Source organism: Agrobacterium sp. LY4, from assembly GCF_001526585.1.
Taxonomy (GTDB): Bacteria; Pseudomonadota; Alphaproteobacteria; order Rhizobiales; family Rhizobiaceae; genus Agrobacterium; species Agrobacterium leguminum.
Genome location: NZ_ASYA01000001.1, coordinates 374,665 through 388,795, shown reverse-complemented (window position 1 = coordinate 388,795; position 14,131 = coordinate 374,665). Strand labels below are relative to the sequence as shown.

At 52.2% G+C, this 14,131-nt stretch carries 18 protein-coding genes and 2 pseudogenes; 7 read left to right on the top strand and 13 right to left on the bottom strand.

Translation table 11 applies throughout. From position 1 onward, the window contains the following. Window positions 1-48: 48 nt before the first annotated feature. Window positions 49-324, bottom strand: coding sequence for a hypothetical protein (locus L904_RS01940; RefSeq protein ID WP_035265098.1), 276 nt, complete (start codon window positions 322-324; stop codon window positions 49-51). On the opposite strand from L904_RS01940, the gene L904_RS01935 reads away from it, so the two are divergent. Next, complete coding sequence (locus L904_RS01935) at window positions 323-925, top strand: hypothetical protein (RefSeq protein ID WP_035265096.1); 603 nt, start codon at window positions 323-325, stop codon at window positions 923-925. The two genes, L904_RS01940 and L904_RS01935, sit on opposite strands and share 2 nt — an antisense overlap. A 5-nt stretch (window positions 926-930) precedes the next feature. Further along, on the top strand, window positions 931-1,296 hold the full coding sequence (locus L904_RS01930) for a DUF3768 domain-containing protein (protein WP_051671945.1): 366 nt from the start codon (window positions 931-933) through the stop codon (window positions 1,294-1,296). A gap of 52 nt (window positions 1,297-1,348) precedes the next feature. Here the strand turns inward: L904_RS01930 and L904_RS01925 are convergent, their stop codons facing one another. Then, window positions 1,349-1,609: a helix-turn-helix transcriptional regulator gene (locus L904_RS01925; protein ID WP_003519954.1), complete on the bottom strand. Its 261-nt coding sequence runs from the start codon at window positions 1,607-1,609 to the stop codon at window positions 1,349-1,351. A 105-nt stretch (window positions 1,610-1,714) separates the two neighbouring features. Between L904_RS01925 and L904_RS01920 the strand changes: the two genes are divergently transcribed. Both L904_RS01920 and L904_RS01915 read left to right on the top strand, forming a co-directional pair. Then, window positions 1,715-2,059, top strand: coding sequence for a hypothetical protein (locus tag L904_RS01920; protein ID WP_003519955.1), 345 nt, complete (start codon window positions 1,715-1,717; stop codon window positions 2,057-2,059). Further along, entirely contained in the window at window positions 2,023-3,099 is a 1,077-nt protein-coding gene (locus tag L904_RS01915; protein ID WP_156428571.1) for a hypothetical protein, read from the top strand. Before L904_RS01920 ends, L904_RS01915 begins: the two co-directional genes overlap by 37 nt. Window positions 3,100-3,455: 356 nt before the next feature. Here L904_RS01915 and L904_RS27500 read toward each other — a convergent pair. From L904_RS27500 to L904_RS01900, 4 genes and pseudogenes are all read right to left on the bottom strand, one after another. Continuing rightward, window positions 3,456-3,587: pseudogene (locus L904_RS27500) on the bottom strand (IS110 family transposase); the annotation flags it as partial. Window positions 3,588-3,835: 248 nt separating this feature from the next. After that, on the bottom strand, window positions 3,836-4,201 hold the full coding sequence (locus L904_RS01910) for a hypothetical protein (protein ID WP_035265090.1): 366 nt from the start codon (window positions 4,199-4,201) through the stop codon (window positions 3,836-3,838). Window positions 4,202-4,347: 146 nt separating this feature from the next. Then, window positions 4,348-4,629 carry a hypothetical protein gene (locus L904_RS01905; protein WP_035265088.1) on the bottom strand — a complete coding sequence of 94 codons (282 nt, stop codon included), beginning with the start codon at window positions 4,627-4,629 and terminating at the stop codon, window positions 4,348-4,350. 148 nt (window positions 4,630-4,777) lie between these two features. Then, window positions 4,778-5,119: a hypothetical protein gene (locus tag L904_RS01900; RefSeq protein WP_003519959.1), complete on the bottom strand. Its 342-nt coding sequence runs from the start codon at window positions 5,117-5,119 to the stop codon at window positions 4,778-4,780. Between the two features lie 303 nt (window positions 5,120-5,422). Between L904_RS01900 and L904_RS01895 the strand changes: the two genes are divergently transcribed. Continuing rightward, window positions 5,423-5,710: a hypothetical protein gene (locus L904_RS01895; protein ID WP_035265086.1), complete on the top strand. Its 288-nt coding sequence runs from the start codon at window positions 5,423-5,425 to the stop codon at window positions 5,708-5,710. 13 nt (window positions 5,711-5,723) lie between these two features. Next, entirely contained in the window at window positions 5,724-6,044 is a 321-nt protein-coding gene (locus L904_RS01890) for a hypothetical protein (RefSeq protein WP_035265084.1), read from the top strand. Between the two features lie 304 nt (window positions 6,045-6,348). On the opposite strand, the pseudogene L904_RS01885 reads toward L904_RS01890, so the two are convergent. The 5 genes and pseudogenes from L904_RS01885 to L904_RS26615 all read right to left on the bottom strand — a co-directional run. Beyond that, window positions 6,349-6,787, bottom strand: a pseudogene (locus L904_RS01885) (oxidoreductase); the annotation flags it as partial. Window positions 6,788-6,908: 121 nt separating this feature from the next. Continuing rightward, the gene (locus L904_RS01880; protein WP_003519968.1) at window positions 6,909-7,184 is read right to left on the bottom strand and encodes a hypothetical protein; all 276 of its coding nucleotides are present in this window, start codon (window positions 7,182-7,184) and stop codon (window positions 6,909-6,911) included. 181 nt (window positions 7,185-7,365) lie between these two features. After that, window positions 7,366-7,593, bottom strand: a complete 228-nt coding sequence (locus L904_RS01875; protein WP_034499643.1) for a hypothetical protein — start codon at window positions 7,591-7,593, stop codon at window positions 7,366-7,368. A gap of 127 nt (window positions 7,594-7,720) precedes the next feature. Further along, entirely contained in the window at window positions 7,721-7,930 is a 210-nt protein-coding gene (locus tag L904_RS01870; protein ID WP_003519970.1) for a cold-shock protein, read from the bottom strand. A 293-nt stretch (window positions 7,931-8,223) separates the two neighbouring features. Further along, window positions 8,224-8,451 carry a hypothetical protein gene (locus tag L904_RS26615; RefSeq protein ID WP_080707391.1) on the bottom strand — a complete coding sequence of 76 codons (228 nt, stop codon included), beginning with the start codon at window positions 8,449-8,451 and terminating at the stop codon, window positions 8,224-8,226. A 623-nt stretch (window positions 8,452-9,074) separates the two neighbouring features. Here L904_RS26615 and L904_RS01865 point away from each other — a divergent pair. Beyond that, window positions 9,075-9,635 (top strand): recombinase family protein, encoded by a 561-nt coding sequence (locus L904_RS01865; RefSeq protein WP_035265082.1) that lies wholly within the window; start codon window positions 9,075-9,077, stop codon window positions 9,633-9,635. On the opposite strand, the gene L904_RS01860 is transcribed toward L904_RS01865, so the two are convergent. Further along, a complete protein-coding gene (locus L904_RS01860) occupies window positions 9,632-12,706 on the bottom strand; it encodes a hypothetical protein (protein ID WP_080707390.1) in 3,075 nt (1,024 codons plus the stop codon). The genes L904_RS01865 and L904_RS01860 overlap by 4 nt on opposite strands. A 112-nt stretch (window positions 12,707-12,818) precedes the next feature. Continuing rightward, window positions 12,819-14,006, bottom strand: a complete 1,188-nt coding sequence (locus L904_RS01855; RefSeq protein ID WP_059762453.1) for an integrase arm-type DNA-binding domain-containing protein — start codon at window positions 14,004-14,006, stop codon at window positions 12,819-12,821. Window positions 14,007-14,131 lie beyond the last annotated feature (125 nt).

Below are 14,131 nucleotides of genomic sequence, written 5' to 3'. Positions count from 1 at the left end.
CTGCTGAAGGCGATCAAGATTGCCGTTTCATTTTCAGCACTGATAAATCTAATGTGATAATATTTTATATTCGTTAAGGATGACATTCTCAGAAAATACATTCAGTGCCATTATCGGTTTTTTTGCGGCTATGGCCCGATGCTCAGGCTCAGCGGCGGTCGCGTTCGAAATGTTGTCTGCCAGACCAACATCGCCCCGCGATTGCAGTTGCAAGCATGCAATTTGACAATCTTTAGTTGTAATGCTATACCATGACACGCCGGTGGCGATGCCGGTGTGAGGGGCCGTTTGGCCCCTCTTCTTGTTTTGGAGAGCTACAGTCATGAACGTTTCAACCGCCACATCCACTACACCCACCACCACCGCACCCGCCATCACGCTGCCCTGCCCCGTCATCATCCTCGGCCGTGACGACAACGGCAGGCCCCACGCCTCATTCTTCCCTGCCACCGATACGCGCGCAGCTGAGAAGGCTGCCGAACTGATGGGCATGGTGGCGCTCAAAGTGGAAGGCGACGAACTCAGGGCGTTTCTCGGCCGGTTGCCGCAGGGCAAGCTGTTCGATAGTGGCAAGGCCTTCGTGCCGTTTGTGAAGCAGGAGCTCTATCAGGCGATTGCCGCTCACCTATCCGATGAGGAACGCGAACGGCTGGAGCAACCGCGTGTTGTACCGGACAAACCCGCCCCCGAAACCAGCTACCCTGTTCCGCCCAAGAATATGCCCGAAAGCTGGGACCAGTTGACGGTGGGTAGCCTCGTGCTGGCGACTGAAGGTCCGCTGGAGGGGTGGTATGAAGCCACCGTCATCAAGATCGATGGTGATACCGGGCTTCGACTTAAGTGGCGCGACTATCTCGACATGCCGCCTTTCACCCGCCGCACCGATCAGGTGGCCCTCATTCACCCCGCTTACGTCGAGAAGTGATCGTCATGGGCTGCGCCATGGAACAAAACATCAGCCAGGATGCGGCCGCTCGGGCCGCAGCCATCCGCGATAAAAACGACGCTTTTCGAAAAAGCTTCTCCGACGGACGAGTGCTGCTGACACCGGGCGTCACAAACCTTAGCGACGAACAACGGCGAGCGGTCATAGTGGCGGTGCAGACGTTCGATGATTTCTCGCCAGACAACGACCCTTACGGCGAGCACGATTTTGGCGCGGTCACACTCGAAGACGCCGTGTTCTTTTGGAAGATCGACTACTACGATCTCGACCTGCAATTCGGATCATCCGATCCGGCAGATGACGATGTAACCTGCCGAGTGCTCACAGTCATGCGGGCAGATGAGTACTGACCAGTGCGCTCCATCTTTTCATCGTCAAGCACCTTTTCAGCTTGACCGGCGATCAGCGCCCCCGCTTGCGACCCGCCTTCAGCGGTTCAGGCGGGGTAGCCTCAGCAGGTACTTCAAAGAACAAGGAGATATCGATGGCGAGCGCGTCGGCAAGCCGCGCGAGCAAATCGACCGAGGCATTAAAATCGCCTCTCTCGATGCCGCTGATGGTGGTTCGGTCTACCCCTGCGTCAACAGCAAGATTCTCTTGCGTAACGCGCTTAGCGGTCCTGACCTTCCTGAGATTCCATCCAATGCGTTCGCGATGTTCCATCCCGGCATGGCGAGCATCTTGCCGGGCATTAATCCATCGAATATATACGACATATTTCCTGTTAACGACTTACGGTTGCCTACTCGGCGTCAAATTGGGGGTACTATGAAAATCGCAGTTGGAATTATTGGACTCTTCCTCGGCATATTGGTGCTGCTGCAATCCTGCGCGGTGACGGCGGGAAGCGGGTTGCTGAACGATCAAGCCACAGGCAGCGCTGGCGCGGTGGGAATGCTGACGGGCGTGCTACTCGTGATCGGTGGCGCGTTCTCTTTCGGCCTGCCGCTGGTGGGTGCCATCATCTTTTTCGTGTCGGCCTTGATGGCCTTCATCGCGTCATCGCAAGGTACATTCGGCGATATGTCGGTATGGGGCGTGATTGCTCTCGTGCTTGCTGTCATGGGATTTTTCACGTGGCGCTCAGCAAAGCGAAAGAAGGTTGCGCCATGAGCCACATTAAAACACTTACGACGCTGACCGCTGTCGGACTGCTCGGCGCTGGGTTGCTAAACCCGGTCGCGGCTGCGGAGGAAACCTATTACTTTCAGGGCACTCCTTGGGAGTTGCTGCTCACTCAGCCTGAGGGGGCTGATGCAAAACCGGCGTGCGTACTGCGCACGACAGCGTGGCCTAGCCGGTCTTTGTCGATTGAAACGCGCCTGATTGGCGTTGATAAGATCGCTCGCGGCCTTCGCATTCGAAAAACCGGCTGGAACCTGCCGGTCGGTAAAACCACACAGGTAAAGGTTGGCGTAAACTTTCTTAGCCCGGCGCCACATGAACTGGATGTGATTTCCCCAGAGGAGTTATATGTTAGCTATCCTGAGGATGAAGACGGCGCCATTGGCATTGCTCTGGCAACAAGCTTCGCGTTCTCTCCTAAACTGCCCTCAGCAATGGCACTTAAGTTCGAAGGCAACGAGCAGCCTTGGATTATTCCAGCCATCAATAAGCGGGACTATTACGCGCTGAACGAGGGACTGAATGACTGCGACGTCGCATTGAAGCAGCTGGGGCCTAAACTGTTCTCATCGGAAGACGAAGCGACGTCACCTTTCGCGGCCCCACCCAAAACCGACGCTTCAGCGTCTTCGACACCCACAGCGTGGGAGTTCAGCAGGCGCGAGGAGGATTGGGGCGAAACCTGCTACGCGGAGAAAAAGAACGGCGGCGATGTCACGATTGGGTTTATGAAGGCACGTGGACATGATCTCGAAGGCTTTATCGAGAACGGTAGCTTTAGCGGTATTGTTAAAAGCTCGTGGAAGGTTGACAATGAACCGCCCGTCAGTTCCGAAGGTGAGCCTAACGACTATTTCGGTTGGCACAGTTTTTCCGGTTTCAAAACGGCTTTTGTGGACCAGATGATATCGGGTCAAAAAACGCTTACTATCACCGATGACAAGGGCACAGTCATTACCACCGATCTAGACGGAGCGTTAGGCGCGTTTTGGCAGCTGAATGCCTGCTTGGAAGATACGGATAGATAAGGTCATCAGGTATTTCCACGCCACCGTGCATGTCTACCTGAGAAAGATGCGACGAATGCAGACGCTCCGAAGCCGTGCTGTCGTCCGCCACTTGAGCAGGTGCGCTAAAATCTCAACATGTATTGAATAAGGCTGGGAGCGGACTGTCCGGTGGTGGACGCATTTATCGGATAGCTGTCTTTCAGTTACCAGACCTCCAAACAGACGTTTGATGCCGCTCGTTTGCGCATGCAGAGGTGCCGCCATTGTAACATGGCGGCAATTTAGCCATGCTCAGAGGTTTTCCGTGTAGAAAGGGATCAGTTTCGCCAACGCTTTTTCGACCGGCTCCGGTTTGTCATAGAGGTCATAGTGCGATCCACAGCATCGTTCTTCTCGCGCTTTACGAATGGACACACATACTGTGGTGTTATCAGCCGTACTTCATGGCCGAGTTTCGTCAGTTCGTGTGACCAGTAACGAGCCATCCCGCAAGCCTCCATTACGACTATCGAAACGCCCTGCCCGGCTACAAACTAGGAAATGCTGCCGGGATAGCTTCCGCCGAAACTTGACCTCTTCGGAAAGCGAAGCTCCATGAATCTTGGAAAACGTTCTTCGCGAAATCGATCCCCCTCATAGTATTTGATGTCATGCCGCCGTCCTTTCACCCGTTGTGTTTAATCCGGCCATCCTCTGACAAGAACGCGCGGGGTGGGTGGACCATCAACCACACCATCTATGCAACGGGACCACGTTAATGGAGGGTTGACGCCGGTCCAGGCGAGCCAAAAAGAACGTCGGCTATCTTGCGGAGATGCTTCCTATCACCACCAAAAGAGTAGCCTTCCGAGTTCACATCGATGAAAGATGCGAAAACGAACGGCGTCGCCATTGATTCCAGTAGCATGGCTAAGCGTAACATCATTTCTACGTCAACTTTGACGTCAATAATTGCCCCGTCGACATCGCCGGCTTCCAACAGGTTCAAGACTTGCTCGACAGAAGAAACAGGGCCTGCAACGGTGGCTCCGGCGACAGTAAGTTGCGCATGGCACGCCGCCGTCAACGACGGACGCCGCTCTACCACTATCAGCTTCTTGCCTCTGAAGGCGCGTAACACAGGAATATCCTTACTCGTTCTGCGCTCGCCCGTGCTACGCCAGAGATAGATTTCTGCTGGAGAAAACTAAGCAGCGCAATTGGCGTTGTATTACCGCTTGCCCATAACTGACCAGCGCAATCGCCGGCCAACTTGTGAAACGTTGATCACTGGTCTGACTCACCGCATTGCGATTCGATATCCTTTTGCAGCGCCACTTCTATTTCCTCCGCGGACACCTGCAAAAACTGGCGCTTCACTAATTGTGCGGAGATAGCAGGTATCTCAAGGTGTGTTGCGACGGGTTGATACGAAGGAAAACTGAGACCTTCAATGAGCTGTTCATCAACGACCAGACGATATGTTCCAGCTTCCAAAGGTACTACTAATCCATCCAATACGAACGGATTCGCGAAGGTGATTTCTTTGTATGTCGTTCTTTCTTTCATACCCTTAAACTCTTTCCTGACACGTCATTCACACCGCGCCGCAACGTTTATCCTTGACCGTCATCGCTCTCCACTAAGTGGATTTCGACCCCCTGAGAAGGATTAACAAAGAGATTGCCTATAGCGCGCCGGCTTCGCTCTTCCAGGGCTATTCATTAGCCCCAATTGATCGACCACTGGCCTTCCTGAAAAAGCTGAGGACGTATATCGTGTTGCGCGGGACACTTCTGATGGTCTCAAGGACAGGCCGTGATTGGTAGGATTGATTGAGTGAGTCCGCATTCCCAAGACGGCGTTTCAATTGTGCTGCGAGAGCATCGGCAGATGTTTCTCCCGCAAGAAACAGTCTCATTACAAGAAACGCGGCCGTGTTGAATTGTCGCTGGTCATTGCCCAGCAATGTGGCGTTATAGCCCGCACTCTTCAAAACTGACTGGATCATCTCCATCTCTTTGGGGGAGATGGCTGCAAAACTGGGGTGGGAAGACATAATGTCCTCCTCTCGTTGGGGCTAGGGTAACCGACCCTCAACCAGTAGTGCCCGTGACATCGCTACCGACGCCTTACAGTGCGCCTGAATAGCTTAAGACGCAAGCGAATACGGTTTTGGAAAGCTCCAGCGAAGTTCACCAGCCATTCGCTGGTCATTATTGAGCGGCGGCTGCGTTCTAGCACATTGGAATTCCCTTGCTAATGAACCTCAAAACGCGCAGGCTCGTTCCTTCGGTAGCTTTTTTAAAGGGCGTTACCGCTTCAAGGTGAAATCCCTTGGCCCCAACGAAAGGAGGACACGATGTCTTCCACACAAGAATACGGCCCGATTTCGTCTCACGATCTGAATATGTTGCTGTCCCTGTTGTCAGATGCCGGCTTTGAAATCGACACGCGCTCGGCTGACGACCGGTCATTCAACAAGGCCACCCGCAAGATAATCGATCTTTTTCAGGGTGGAATGACCGACCCTTCCAAACTCAAAGGAGAAATGCTGTTCCTGTTCGGGGTACAGAAACGGGAACGTGTGCCATCTCGCAGACCACTCCCGAGATATGCAATCCAAGGTCTTCCGGGGTTCGGCAGATAGCGGGGAAACACCTGTGCGCGCGTATGTTCTTGGAAGTATGGTGCTTTGGTCCGCTTTCTTTCTGATCTGGTATTTGTTGACGCTTTATACCGGCAGCAAAGACCTTGAAGAAATGCGATCCAGTCCGGCCGGAGGAGTAGTTATGTCTGCGTCTCGATGCGGTGTGGAACTGGCGACTCTTCTCGCGATGAGCGACAAGCTCTTGAAAGCCGGCGGACCAGAAGTGCCGGCAGATTTACGCGCAAATATTGAACATTGCATCTCCTCTGATACAGCGAGTCGAGATACGCTTACGAAGACACAGCTCATAAGATTTTTCCCCGACGAAAAATAGCCTGCAGACTCCGCCCTTGATTTCATCAACCCCATCACAAAACTTGATGCTCTCTGTTTTCACTCTGTGCTATGGATCATGGGTGCGGACAGGTGTCCTTTGAGGCGACGGTGGCCAGAGATTTTTTGATATGGCGCGGCATCCGGCTACGCAGCCTTGGGAATTATCGGAGATTGATGATGATCGATATCGCAGGAGCTCCCCCGAAGTACGCCCCCTGATGGCTCACTGCCGGAAGTCCCGATGAAGCGGGATAATCGATATAACCCGCAGCGCCGCCGCCATACAGCATGACCGGATCTCAGCCGGGGTCGCTTTGCAGTCGTTCGACGAGATTCGGATTGGCGACGAACGGGCGTCCGAAGGCGATCAGATCTGCCTTGCCATGGGCCCGATGCGGCGTCGCAAGGTCGAGGTCATAGCGATTATTGGCGATATATGTCCTGCTGAAGCGGCGGCGGAGCGATCCGTATTCGAAGGGTGCGACGTCGCGCGGGCGGCCCGTCGCGCCTTCAACGACGTGAATGCAGGTGATGCCGAGAACATCAAGTCGATTGATGATATACTCGTATTGCGTCTGGGGACCGCTACAGGAAATACTATTTGTAGGCGAAACTGGCGAAATCCGGCACACCCGTGCGCTCGCCGCCGATTTCCTGCACCACCGTGGCCGTGACCTCGAGTATCAGACGCGCGCGGTTTTCCATCTTGCCGCCATAGGCGTCCGTTCGGACGTTAGGGCCGTGAGCCTCCCATATAATTCCTGAAAGCAGACGCTCGCCAGCGACTTGCCGCGCGCAAAGGCGAACTTATCAACATGCTCATACGAAACAGCAGCGATGCGGCTCACGGCCCGATCTTCCACTAGATTCGATCATATGTGAACGATGTCAGCAGCGTGGTTACAAAGTTACTCGCATTATCCTTGACAAGCGCTTCCGTCCATTCATTCGTCCCGCGTAGCCGCAGGTCTGCATAAATGCTGTCGACGGCGGCCTCTTCGATCCGCTTGATGTTCGCCAGAAAGGCTTCCTCTCCGGCCGCATGATACATGTCTCGGATCACCATCCGCAGGATTTCCTGGATTGCGATCTGCCATGCCGTGTTGAGTGCCTGAAGTTCGCCGATACTGTCTGCCATAGGTATCCCTTTCGGTTGCGGAGTGCAACGGTTTGAAAGAAACTGCGGACAGAGCCTGATTGATGATCTCACGTGACCAAGCCATTTGCTATAACCGCCTTGCCTTGCGATTGGCGTACCGCCGATTGCGGGCGGCCTCGTCGTGTTTTATCCCGTCCGCGCCCCACTCTTCCTGGGCAGATCAGACCGTCTTGGCCCGTCGTTTCGTGAGAAGAGAGGCTGTCGTCGCCTCACGGTCCTTCAATTCTTTCGCAAGTCGCGCTTCACGAAGCCGCCTCGTCTTTTCCTCGCGGGCCAGAACGAGGGAATCGAGTTCCTCGACGGCGCTGTTACGCGCGAAGAATTGCGATTGAGTATTGGCGAAGGCAATCTCCGCCTTCTGCCGGGATTTGCTGTGTGTCTGTGACATGGCTTTTCCAGATTGAACGCCGCCGTGGCAACAAAAAAAGGTCAGGCAATCTGCCTGACCTTGCTGGTATCATGCTCTCGCCAGTGCCAGTACATCCGTGGTCAACGGAGAGCGGATACCGGGATGATTAAGCGGCCTGGAGGTTGCAAGCCGACATCTTGCCCGACTTGTTATCGCGCTCAAGGTCGTAGCCGATCTTCTGGCCTTCAATGAGTTCGCGCATTCCGGCGCGCTCGACGGCCGAGATATGCACGAACGCGTCGGTGCCGCCATTGTCAGGCTGGATGAAGCCAAAGCCCTTCGTGGAATTGAACCATTTAACTGTGCCAGTGGTCATGATGAACCCTTTCATAGCAATAAGAGGACCACAACGCCTGCGGCGCTGCAGATGCGATAGCGATTTTTGAGAGAAAAGGCTCGTTCAGGGCACGGTGCCAGACGCGCGATAACCAAAGCTAAGCAAGCAAATATCGACAATCAACATATAGGTCGCTCATATGCGATTGTCAACTTTTAGTTTTTTCTCACCAATATTCTCAGCATTTAGTTGTATTTTCCTAAGCCGTTTCACAGCCTCGACTGCGGAAACGGAGCTGGGAGCGTAACCAGACACGAGGTTCACCTATGGAATCACGGTCGTCCGAAAGCAGAAATGGACTCCGGTCCCAACGGAAAACCATCGTCTCGCTGGCGAATGACTCCGGACATGAACCGGAGCAACACAGTGCGCGATTGACTTGAAAGCGCTCCTGACAGCGGTTTCATCCTCGCCGTTACATATCCGGCCTTATGAAGCATCTGGTTGAGAATACGATTGCTGCCGGGATCGAAATCGACGGCGTGAACGCTGGAAGACATGGTGTCCTCCTTTCAGATTGCGGGCGCGGGCATTAAAGCCCCCGGCGGCAGCGCCCGTTGCAATTGCTGCCGAGGTCACGATGATGAGGCCCGCTCGCCTGTTTAGCAATCCTTCAATTAAGGTCATTTGGGGGCGGGATAGCTTCGAAGCCAACCCGTACAGATATTTGCGTTCTGTAAAACCGTTAATATCAAAGAACGAGGGCTAATTTGACCCTCCATCGATACACGCGATGTTCACTCCTGAGGAGCGGCAGGAATGAAGGAGTGGCGATGTAAGTGCACTGCCGCCCAAAGCTCGCTGGCCCGGTGGGATGCAGCTTTCCCGCCGCCGTCGCCCGAAACCTGCCAGTCAATTTCCCATCCCTTAACGATCGTTGAAGGCCTGATAAGCGAAAAGACTGCTTTAGGGAGCGTGTAATTGCTATGCTAACGTCCGGAATGGGGCGCAATCCGTCGCTTGATAAGAGAACCTGACTGTCCACAAATACGACGACGACGGGTCGCATCAGGGTATACCCTCATGTGACCGGTCGGTGGTTACAGCCACCCATGTAACATCTGGGTTGACGGCGACTATTTGTGACAGGGTAGCCTCGGGCCTAAAACTTGAGGTTACACATATGGCGCGCATTGGTTACGCCCGGGTCAGTACGCTTGATCAGGATTTGCAGGTTCAGTTCGACCGCCTTCGACACGAAGGTTGTGAAATAATTCGTTCCGAAAAAATTTCGGGCAGTAGCCGTGAAGGTCGCTCCGAACTGGCAACAGTCATCGAGTTCTTAAGAGAAGGCGACGAGCTTGTGGTCACGCGCCTAGATCGCCTTGGTCGAGACACCAGAGACGTACTCAATATCGTACATGACTGTCAGCAGCGAGGGGCTTTCGTCACAGTCCTTGATCCCCGTGTGTCGACCCAAGGTGAAATGGGGCGCATCATTTTGACTGTGTTAGGGATGGTTGCGCAGATGGAACGGCGCTTTATAAAAGAGCGTCAACGAGAAGGCATCGCTTCAGCCAAACTTAACGGTGTATACAAGGGAGGGAAAGCACGTATCGATAAACAAGCTGTGCTTTCCCTTTACGGCCAAAATCAAAATATCACATCAATAGCGCGACATCTCGGATGCTCAAGGATGCAAATATATAGAATTCTTCGCGAGACTCTTGATGATATACGCTAATCTTTATCCGCGCCTGCCCCGCTCACCATCCTTTTCAGACGTCCCTTATCGAAGCCATTACTCAAAGGCTTCAAAGCCTCTTCTGCGGCGTCCAACAATGCTAGACGGTTCGCTGGCTCCCAATGGTTCCAAAAAACGCGTGTCATAAAATAAGTCGACAGAGAATGCCTCAAAAATGGCACCGGAGGAAGAGCATTAATCGCAGCTAGCAAGGAAGACCGCTCGCTCACAGCATCGATTTCGGCCGCCCATATACGAGCAACAAGTTGCTCCATCATATTATCACTTTGCACGTTTGCCACGCTTGCGCGTAACACAGACTGACCGGCGAAATTGCCAAGCTGCTCAAAGACAGCGCGCATTGGAAACCCAAGAAGTGAAAACTCATAGGCATCAACGAGTGCGCCAAGTAATTCTCTTTTCTCTTCATCAATTGCTTCGTCTTCACCGATTCCAAAACTGCTTCGGACATTTTCGTCGGCTTTGAGTTCGGCCTTAAGAGCTTCGAAGCGGGCGCTAGGGAAAACCCGCAGCGAAGCATCAAGAATGACCGAACCGGCTCTAACCACCAACTCTGCAAGCTCACGTTTTGCGGAGCGACCCAGTTGCTCGGAACCAGAGCCAAGCGATACGATCGCTATCGTCCAAATTCTGACTAATCGACGAATGTCTTGGTAATTGTCACCTGAATCGACCTCTTGTTCGGCCTCCTTTTGCGCCTCACGCGCACTCGTCTCCACACGTGAGGCGATATCAATAATTCGCTGTTTCTCTACGCTGTTCGGTCGATCGTCAATTACATCTCGGACTGCGTTACGAATTTGTTCTTCGAGCGAAGCAAATCGACGAGGATGATCGACAAGAACCGGACGAATATCGTTGGTAAGCAATATATGCTGATTAGGTCGTCCATCATTATAAATATCGATGACCTCAGAGAGCCGTTTCGATATTTTCGCGCTTAACTCTCCACCGGTCGATAATTCACAGTAAATGTCAAAAGTCGGGAAATCGAAATAATCCGAGTCCAAATTAAAGTACATCAACGCATCTTGCGGATTATCCTTTAACTCCGCAGCTAACAAGTATGACGATATGAATGGTAAAGAAATCTGAACTTTAGAATTTTCGAAATGGATGATACCCTTATCTTGGAACGCTTTAATAAATAAGATGCTATCGATTTCAAAATCTCGCTCTTCAGCGAATTTCTCAACAAAATCGATCAACTGTGGGCGAGTAAATTCTTCTCCTGAAACTTCTATCCGAAAGGCTAGCTTTCTAAGAAACTGCTCTCGCGTCGTTCTACTCAGCACTATACGGTCTTCATCGCCCGCAACAACGAAACTCAAAAAACCTCCTACAGCAAGTTGAAGTAGCTCTGCGCGTCTATTTGCTTTGAGAAGCGACGCAAGAACTTCAAAACTCAGTCCTGCAAAATAGGTGGGATGCGCATTTAGTTCGAACTTCTCAAACATATCTTGCATTCGAAGGGCGATAACGCTTGCCTGCTGATCTGCCAACTTAAACGTTCTTTGAAAAAAGAACGAGAGTTCAGCGAAGGAAATCTCACAAAGATCGAAACGCTCCGCCCCTACCGCCAAATGTAACGACGTTCGATCGGTCGTTGCAGCTTTATTTTTGCTAATAAATACAAAATGCGCTTCCTCATAGCGGTCTTGCTCAGCCTGCAATTGGTCGTTACGACTTTTCGAACCTTCTGGATAATCATATATTACAAACACCGGCCTTGCGTCCGTCCGCCCGTTCAACGCCGACAAATCCACGACGGTTTGGGATTGGAATGTGCCGCTCGGAGGCTTTATCAGATCGCCGTTGATAACGACTGGTACCGCTTGTCTTCCATTTATTTCAATGAGGCTTAGTTCGCCCGCTACAATCCAAGGCAGGCCATTATCGGGATAATTTTTAGGTACTGAAATCAATGCCGACCTATGCCTTGCTGAAGCTTCGAGAATATCGAATGGATCAAATGCTTGCGTCGACGGGCTAATAGTGGCGTTTGTCGCTGAGGGCCTCACCCGAGGCAAAGGCAGCCTATACCCAGCTGGTTTCCCTTGATACTCAGGTGACAACTTCGACAACTGAGAATGAACTTCATCCTTAAGTAAATTGAGGGCGTTGGGTACGAGGTCGAGTTCCGCCTGCTTCCGCGCTGCTAATATCGCCCTGCCATCGATGGCATCTCGTCTTTGCTGGATAAATTTCTTGAATTGCGGGTTACGCAGTTGCAACGCCATGAAACTCATAGCGTTGTCCGCTGCGATCGTACGAGTAGCTCCCCCGGTCGCCTCTTCGAGCTTATTTTTATTGCCGTCTGCATAGTCACAGATTCCACGAACCGTGATTACAGGGACCCCAAACGAATCTGCAACAGAGAACACGCCACCAGTTTCGGTCTCGACCGCCAATAATTTCCGGTCTATCCCCACGACATTGCTTTTATACAAGTCACTTTTCGAGACAGACCCACAAACTATACTTCCATCATGTATGCGTGGAATCCCTATCAACTCATTTTTATTTTTTCTGCCTATGAATTCTCCCGGAACGAGCTCCTTAGATGCGTAGAAACGTTCCAGCTGCCAATGTTCGAATTCGTCTTTAATGTCACTGCCGAATGACGAGTACTTGAATGAAAAGCTCAAATGTGGATCTGTTTTATAGGGTATAAGATTAAACTCTATCTTTATCACGCCTTTCTTTGTCTCACTTATCTTGGAGTTCTCCAGTACGTCAAGCAGAGGGCCAGTAAAGCACACGTCACCGATACCGACGTCGTTGCTAAGCCCACCAGCAATTCCTATGACTGAGATAACTCCAATATCGTACTTCGCTAGCAATGTTGATGCGGCTCGGCTCGCCGCCGCCTTCCCCATATCATCTTGCAGCGCAACCACCGCAGTAAGGTCACCAGCGCCAAGAACAAGATCAGCGATATAAATAGTCCCCTCAACCATGTCATTTTGAGTGGGAAACTTAGCTGTTAACCGCTCAAACTCTTCTTTAAGGGGAGTAATGAAAGCGATATCGATATAGGGCTTGCTCACGTGTAAACATCCGGTGGTTGATTCTCTAAACTTAGAATAGCGAAAAGCAACCCCTAATTAAATAGTATCTTCTCATCGTTCCACTTCTTTGGAAATCGCAATCAGCCTCTTATTACCCCCTTCGCTCAAGATCGAGCGTGTCTGCCCACCAGTTCATCATGCGAACTCTCTCTTCCCAGTAAGTGGCGCGATTATACACTCTTCTAATCTTTGAACCCTCTATGTGCGCCAGCTGAGCTTCGATAGCATCAGCACTGAACTCACCAGATTCGTTCAAAATGCTACTCGCGGAAGAGCGAAAGCCATGAGCGGTGTGTTGGGTTTCAGTTACCCCCATCCGCCGTAAAGCCGAGTTCATAGAGTTCTCTGACAAAACTTTCTTTCCGGACATCATCGACGGGAACACATATGGCTTATCGCCGAACAATACCTTCATCTCCGCTAGAACCTCAACCGCTTGCTTGGAAAGCGGCACGTGGTGCTCCCGGCGCATTTTGGTTTTCTCTGCGGGTATGGTCCAAACTGACTTATCAAAATCGAGTTCAGTCCACTCCATCGAACGCGTTTCACCGGGTCTGGCAAAACATAACGCTTGGATTTTCAACGCCCCGACCAACGACGGCCACCCCTCGTAGCCGTAAATTGCCCGCATCAAGCCTCCCATCTCAGCCTTCGTGGTTAAGGCCGCATGGTTGACCGGCACATGGCGTTGGAGAGCCCCCCGTAATGCCGACGTCGGATCATTCTCCGCCCTTGCCGTGGCGATGGCATATCTAAACACACGTCCAATGGCAGCGCGCGTAGCTAGAGCGCTCTCCACACGGCCACTTTTTTCGATACCGGTCAGCACTCCAAGAACGTCACGCGCCGTGATCTGAGTAACCGGATAAGGCCCCAGCTTCGCGGCGAGGTCCTTCAACATCCATTTGTTTTTCGTGATGGTGGGCTCTGCGCGCCTATCCCGTTTCAACTTTTCAATGAACTCATCCGCAATGACACCGAAAGTGTTTCCGGCAGCGGCTTTTGCGGCAAGGTGTTCGCGTTTTTTGGCAAGCGATGGGTCCAAACCTTCGGCCAGCTTTTTCTTGGCCTCGTCGCGCAATCGACGGGCATCCGCCAATCCCACAGTTGGGTAAGCTCCAATCGTCAGTGTTTTTCGCTTTCCAAAAAAATCGTAATCGAAGCGCCAGGACTTGCCGCCAGCAACCGATATGTAGAGGTAAAGCCCCTTTTCATCAGATAGCTTGCGCGGTTTGCTGTCGGCTTTGGCGTTCTTAACCTGAATGTCTGTCAGTGCCATTTTACGGTATCGGCTTCCCACCACGATGACGAATACCGTAATTTTTACCGACAAAATTGCTGGATGTCACTGCATACCGTTGCACGACCTTACGCGCGCGCGAGGCAAAAACGCTGGAAAATCAG

What these genes read in the sequence shown, in the direction of transcription:
- L904_RS01855 (WP_059762453.1), bottom strand. Translation starts at nt 14,006, where the DNA reads ATGGCACTGACAGACATTCAGGTTAAGAACGCCAAAGCCGACAGCAAA.
- L904_RS01900 (WP_003519959.1), bottom strand. Translation starts at nt 5,119, where the DNA reads ATGTCTTCCCACCCCAGTTTTGCAGCCATCTCCCCCAAAGAGATGGAG.
- L904_RS01940 (WP_035265098.1), bottom strand. Translation starts at nt 324, where the DNA reads ATGACTGTAGCTCTCCAAAACAAGAAGAGGGGCCAAACGGCCCCTCAC.
- L904_RS01865 (WP_035265082.1), top strand. Translation starts at nt 9,075, where the DNA reads ATGGCGCGCATTGGTTACGCCCGGGTCAGTACGCTTGATCAGGATTTG.
- L904_RS01920 (WP_003519955.1), top strand. Translation starts at nt 1,715, where the DNA reads ATGAAAATCGCAGTTGGAATTATTGGACTCTTCCTCGGCATATTGGTG.
- L904_RS26615 (WP_080707391.1), bottom strand. Translation starts at nt 8,451, where the DNA reads ATGTCTTCCAGCGTTCACGCCGTCGATTTCGATCCCGGCAGCAATCGT.
- L904_RS01880 (WP_003519968.1), bottom strand. Translation starts at nt 7,184, where the DNA reads ATGGCAGACAGTATCGGCGAACTTCAGGCACTCAACACGGCATGGCAG.
- L904_RS01935 (WP_035265096.1), top strand. Translation starts at nt 323, where the DNA reads ATGAACGTTTCAACCGCCACATCCACTACACCCACCACCACCGCACCC.
- L904_RS01895 (WP_035265086.1), top strand. Translation starts at nt 5,423, where the DNA reads ATGTCTTCCACACAAGAATACGGCCCGATTTCGTCTCACGATCTGAAT.
- L904_RS01875 (WP_034499643.1), bottom strand. Translation starts at nt 7,593, where the DNA reads ATGTCACAGACACACAGCAAATCCCGGCAGAAGGCGGAGATTGCCTTC.
- L904_RS01870 (WP_003519970.1), bottom strand. Translation starts at nt 7,930, where the DNA reads ATGACCACTGGCACAGTTAAATGGTTCAATTCCACGAAGGGCTTTGGC.
- L904_RS01925 (WP_003519954.1), bottom strand. Translation starts at nt 1,609, where the DNA reads ATGGAACATCGCGAACGCATTGGATGGAATCTCAGGAAGGTCAGGACC.
- L904_RS01905 (WP_035265088.1), bottom strand. Translation starts at nt 4,629, where the DNA reads ATGAAAGAAAGAACGACATACAAAGAAATCACCTTCGCGAATCCGTTC.
- L904_RS01930 (WP_051671945.1), top strand. Translation starts at nt 931, where the DNA reads ATGGGCTGCGCCATGGAACAAAACATCAGCCAGGATGCGGCCGCTCGG.